Source organism: Mycobacterium sp. E1715 (genome assembly GCF_001667625.1).
Lineage (GTDB): Bacteria > Actinomycetota > Actinomycetes > Mycobacteriales > Mycobacteriaceae > Mycobacterium.
Map to the genome: position 1 here is coordinate 1 of NZ_LZJJ01000287.1, position 5,134 is coordinate 5,134.

Genomic DNA, 5,134 nt, shown 5'->3' on the forward strand with positions numbered 1-5,134 from the left:
TTTACCGGCTGCTGCAGAAGACCGCCTCTTTCCCCGGCGGGTGGCTCACGGCCACCGTCCTTTTCATCATGCTGGCAATCGCGTTGGCGGTCGCGATCCACGTCGCGCGGCGCACGATGCGCACCAACCGCGGCGGTGACTATCAGCTGTTCGAGGCCGCGCAGCTCACCGCGGCCCAGCACCGTGCGACGGCCGAAGACTTTGCGGCGCGGGGCGAATGGACCGCAGCGATTCGCCACCGCCTGCGGGCGGTCGCCCGCCAGCTCGAGGAGACGGGTGTGCTGAACCCGGCGCCCGGCCGGACCGCCAACGAACTGGCCGTCGACGCCGGTGCCGCGCTGCCCCACCTTGCCGGCGAATTAGCGCAAGCCGCAACGGCTTTCAACGACGTCACCTACGGTGAGCGACCGGGAACCCAGAGCGCATACCAGATGATCGCCGACCTTGACGAGCACCTGCGCTCCCGCTCGGCGACCGTTCCCGGGGGGCCGGGGCAAACCGCCGCGCCCGACTCGTGGGCGCAGGTGCGGTGATGGCGACCACGGCGGGTCCCCACCCGGCGAGCCCAACGGCGTTGCAGCGCTGGCGATCCTGGCGCTGGGTAATCCTCACGCTGATCGTGCTGGCCGTCATCGCCGGCCTCGATGCCTACCTGACCGCGCCGCGTCCCGGGGCGCGGATGGATCCGGCGTCGACGGGTCCCGACGGCGCCCACGCGCTGGTGACGCTGCTGCGCGGCGGCGGGGTCGACGTCGTTGTCGCCGACAGCATCGCCGATGTCGAACGGGCGGCGCGTCCCGACGCGCTGATCCTGGTGGCGCAGAGCCAGTACCTGACCGAGTCGCTACTGGACCGGCTGTCCCGGGCGCCCGGTGATCTGCTGCTGGTGGAACCAACCTCGCGCACCCGGGAGGCGTTGATGCCCGGCCTGCGCGTCTCGGCGGCCGACACGTTCGACAGCGACCCCGATTGCACACTCCGCGAGGCGACCCGGGCCGGGCCGGTTCGATTCGGCCCGAGCGACACCTACCGCGCCACCGACGGCCGACCGCTAACCCGCTGCTACGACGGCGCGCTCGTGCGCTTCCGCGACGGCGGACGGGCCATCACTGCGGTCGGCAGCACGGAGTTCCTGACCAACGGCGGCCTGCTGCAGGCGGGCAACGCCGCCCTGGCGATGAACCTCGCGGGCGCCCGGCCCCGGCTCGTCTGGTACGCGCCCCACCGGATCGAGGGCGAAGCACCGCCGCCCGGCTCGATCGCCGACCTGATCCCGCAGAACGTGACGTGGATCGTCTGGCAATTGTGGCTTGTCGTGCTGCTGGTCGCCCTCTGGCGGGGCCGGCGGCCCGGCCCGCTGGTCGCCGAGGAACTGCCCGTCGTGGTGCGCGCGTCGGAGACCGTCGAGGGTCGCGGACGGCTGTACCGGTCCCGCCGGGCGCGCGACCGAGCCGCCGCGGCGCTGCGCACCGCCACACTGCAGCGGCTGCTGCCCCGGCTCGGTCTGAACACGGGCGCGTCGGCGCCCGCGGTGACGGGCGCGGTGGCCGCCCGCAGCGGGGCGGATCCGGCGTTCGTCTCCTACCAGCTGTTCGGCCCGCCCCCGGCGACCGACAACGACCTGTTACAACTTGCCCGTGCGCTCGACGACATCGAAAGGCAGGTCACACGGACGTGACGCAGACCCCTTCCCCCGCGGAAACCACCCCCACGGCTGAGTCGGCGCGAGATGCGCTGCTGGCCTTGCGCGGCGAACTCGCCAAGGCCGTCGTCGGCCAGGAGGGGGTGGTCAGCGGCCTGGTGATCGCGCTGCTGTGTCGCGGTCATGTGTTGCTGGAAGGCGTTCCGGGAGTGGCGAAGACGCTGCTGGTGCGGGCGCTGGCGGCCGCGTTGCGGTTGGAGTTCAAGCGGGTGCAGTTCACCCCCGACCTGATGCCAGGCGATGTCACGGGATCACTGGTGTACGACGCCCGCACGGCCGCTTTCGCGTTCCGTCCCGGTCCGGTGTTCACCAATCTGCTCCTTGCCGACGAGATCAACCGCACCCCACCGAAAACGCAGGCCGCGCTGCTCGAGGCCATGGAGGAGCGTCAGGTCAGCGTGGATGGCGTGGCCCAGCCCCTGCCCGACCCGTTCATCGTCGCCGCGACCCAGAACCCCGTCGAATACGAGGGCACCTATCAGCTGCCCGAAGCCCAGCTGGACCGCTTCCTGCTGAAGCTGAACGTGACTCTGCCGCCACGGGATTCGGAGATCGCCATCCTCGGCCGGCACGCGCACGGCTTCGATCCGCGCGACCTGTCGGCGATAAAACCGGTGGCCGGACCCGCCGAACTGGCAGCCGGGCGCGACGCCGTGCGCAACGTGCTGGTCGCCGACGAGGTGCTGGGGTACATCGTCGACATCGTCGGAGCCACCCGGTCCTCACCCGCGCTGCAGCTCGGCGTCTCGCCGCGCGGGGCCACGGCGCTGCTGGCCACCGCTCGTTCCTGGGCCTGGCTGTCCGGCCGCAACTACGTCACCCCCGACGACGTGAAGGCGATGGCCCGCCCGACGCTGCGGCACCGGGTGATGCTGCGCCCCGAGGCCGAACTCGAAGGGGCCACCCCCGACGGAGTCCTCGACGGAATCTTGGCGTCGGTCCCGGTGCCCCGCTAGTGATCCTGACCGGACGCACCGGGCTGGTCGCGCTGATGTGCGTCCTGCCCATCGCGCTGTCCCCCTGGCCGGCAAGGACTTTCGGAGTACTGCTGGCCACCCTTCTGGCGGTGGTGATCGCGGACATCGGGCTGGCGGCCAGCACCCGCGAGTTGCGCTACGTCCGGTCGCCGGACCGCTCCGCCCGGCTCGCGCAGCAGGTGGACGTCGGACTTCTGATCCACAACGACGGCCGGCGCCGGTTCCGCGGCCAGGTTCGCGACGCGTGGCCGCCCAGCGCGGGCGCGCGGCCGCGCATCCATCCCGTCAACATCCCCGTTGGCCAGCACCAGCACGTCCAGTCCCAACTGCGGCCGGTCCGCCGCGGCGAGCAGCGCGCCGCGGTCGTCACCGCCCGGTCCATCGGCCCACTCGGGCTCGCGGGACGGCAGGGCTCGCAAGCGGTGCCGGGCCTGCTTCGGGTGCTGCCGCCCTTCCTGTCCCGCAAGCACCTGCCGGCGCGACTGGCCAAACTGCGTGAGATCGACGGGCTGCTTCCCACGCTGATCCGCGGGCAGGGAACGGAATTCGACTCACTGCGCGAGTATGTCGTCGGTGACGACGTGCGGTCGATCGACTGGCGCGCCACCGCGCGTCGCGCCGACGTCGTCGTCCGCACCTGGCGTCCCGAACGCGACCGGCGCGTCGTGATCGTGCTGGACACCGGGCGTACCGCGGCGGGCCGGGTGGGCGTCGACCCGACGGCCGCCGACCCCGCCGGCTGGCCCCGCCTGGACTGGTCCATGGATGCCGCGCTGCTGCTGGCGGCGCTCGCGTCGCGGGCGGGTGACCACGTCGACTTCCTCGCCCACGACCGGGTCACCCGCGCCGGCGTTTTCGGGGCGTCGCGCACCGAACTGCTCGCGCACCTCGTGGAGGCGATGGCCCCGTTGCAACCGGCCCTGCTCGAACCGGATTGGACCGCAATGGTTTCCGCCATCGCGCGGCGGGCCCGCCGGCGCTCACTCGTGGTGTTGCTGACCGACCTCAACGCGACCGCCCTCGACGAGGGCCTGCTGCCGGTGTTGCCGCAATTGTCGGCCAAACACCACCTCATGGTGGCGGCCGTCGCCGACCCACGGGTCGACCAAATGGCCGCCGGGCGTTCGGATCCCGCCGCCGTCTACGACGCGGCGGCCGCGGAACGGTCCCGCAATGACCGCCGCGCGATCGCCACGCGGCTGCGCCGCAGCGGGGTGGAGGTCGTCGACGCCCCACCCACCGAGCTGGCGCCCGCCCTTGCCGACCGCTACCTGGCGATGAAGGCCACCGGCCGGCTTTAGCGCCGAGCAGCGGCGTCAGGAGAAGGCGGGCAATCGGCGCTAGCCGGTGGGTACCACGTCGGGCGCGTCCTCGATGTCACCGGTCTCACCGGCCCGCACGGCGCGGCGACCGAAATACACGATGTAGGCGAGGAAAGCCACCTCGGCGATGACCCCGATGCCAACCCGAACGAAAGTCGGCAGCGGCGAGGGCGTGACCAGCGCCTCGATCAGCCCCGAGACCAACAGCACGCCGGCCAGCCCGATCGCGACCGACACCACGGCGCGGCCCTGTTCGGCGAGCGCCTGGCCGCGCGGCCGGTCGCCGGGCGCGATCACCGACCACCCCAACCGCATGCCGGCGGCACCGGCCAGGAACACCGCCGTGAGCTCGAGCAGCCCGTGCGGTATCAGCAGCCCGAGCAGCAGGCCACCCTTGCCGGCCTGGAACATCAGCCCCGAGATCAGTCCCAGGTTGGCGGCGTTCTGGAAGAGCACGAACGGAATCGGCAGTCCCAGCAGGACCGACGACGCGATGCACTGCGCGGACACCCAGGAGTTGTTCACCCAGATCTGCAGGGCGAACGCGGCGGCGGGATGTTCGCTGTAGTAGGCCGCGATGTCGTGGTTCACCAATTGTTCGATGTCGCTTGGGGTTCCGGCGGCCGACTGCACCTCCGGATTGCCGGCCACCCAGAAGGCGATGATCACGGCCACGGCGTAGAACGCCACGGCGGTGCCCAGCCACCACCGCCACGACCGGTAGGCGACCACCGGGAAGGACACCGCCCAAAACCGCACGAAGGTACTGCTCAACGGAGCATGCGCGCCGGTCACCACGGAACGGGCGCGCGCAACCAGGCTCGAGAGCCGACCGATCAACAGCGAGTCCGACGACGCCGAGCGCAGCGTAGAGAGGTGGGTGGACACCCGCTGATAGAGCTCCACCAGCTCGTCGACTTCGGCGCCGGTCAGTGAGCGTCGTTTCCCGACCAGCCGGTCCAGGCGGTCCCAGGTGCCGCGATGGGCCAGCACGAATGCGTCGACGTCCACCCTGCGCAGCCTAATCGCCCTGTAGCGTTCGGTGTTATGTCGGAGGTGGTGACCGGCGACGCGGTCGTGCTCGACGTGCAGATCGCCCAGTTGCCGGTGCGGGCGTTGAGCGCACTGATCGA

The 5,134-nt window shown here is 71.5% G+C and carries 5 protein-coding genes and 1 pseudogene; 5 read left to right on the plus strand and 1 reads right to left on the minus strand.

The genetic code is table 11. The annotated features are described in order from the left end of the window. The 4 genes from A9X03_RS14580 to A9X03_RS14595 form a co-directional block, all read left to right on the plus strand. A partial coding sequence (locus tag A9X03_RS14580) for a DUF4129 domain-containing protein (RefSeq protein WP_068261627.1) occupies positions 1–533 on the plus strand: 533 nt, incomplete at its 5' end. After that, positions 533–1,678 carry a DUF4350 domain-containing protein gene (locus A9X03_RS14585; RefSeq protein ID WP_067754217.1) on the plus strand — a complete coding sequence of 382 codons (1,146 nt, stop codon included), beginning with the start codon at positions 533–535 and terminating at the stop codon, positions 1,676–1,678. The genes A9X03_RS14580 and A9X03_RS14585, both read left to right, overlap by 1 nt. Further along, on the plus strand, positions 1,675–2,658 hold the full coding sequence (locus A9X03_RS14590) for a MoxR family ATPase (RefSeq protein ID WP_067782778.1): 984 nt from the start codon (positions 1,675–1,677) through the stop codon (positions 2,656–2,658). The genes A9X03_RS14585 and A9X03_RS14590 overlap by 4 nt, the downstream gene beginning before the upstream one ends. Continuing rightward, the gene (locus A9X03_RS14595; protein ID WP_067756642.1) at positions 2,658–3,980 is read left to right on the plus strand and encodes a DUF58 domain-containing protein; all 1,323 of its coding nucleotides are present in this window, start codon (positions 2,658–2,660) and stop codon (positions 3,978–3,980) included. Before A9X03_RS14590 ends, A9X03_RS14595 begins: the two co-directional genes overlap by 1 nt. A 39-nt stretch (positions 3,981–4,019) precedes the next feature. On the opposite strand, the gene A9X03_RS14600 is transcribed toward A9X03_RS14595, so the two are convergent. Further along, positions 4,020–5,012 carry a stage II sporulation protein M gene (locus A9X03_RS14600; RefSeq protein WP_067756645.1) on the minus strand — a complete coding sequence of 331 codons (993 nt, stop codon included), beginning with the start codon at positions 5,010–5,012 and terminating at the stop codon, positions 4,020–4,022. A gap of 36 nt (positions 5,013–5,048) precedes the next feature. On the opposite strand from A9X03_RS14600, the pseudogene A9X03_RS29260 reads away from it, so the two are divergent. Then, positions 5,049–5,134, plus strand: a pseudogene (locus A9X03_RS29260) (RDD family protein); the annotation flags it as partial.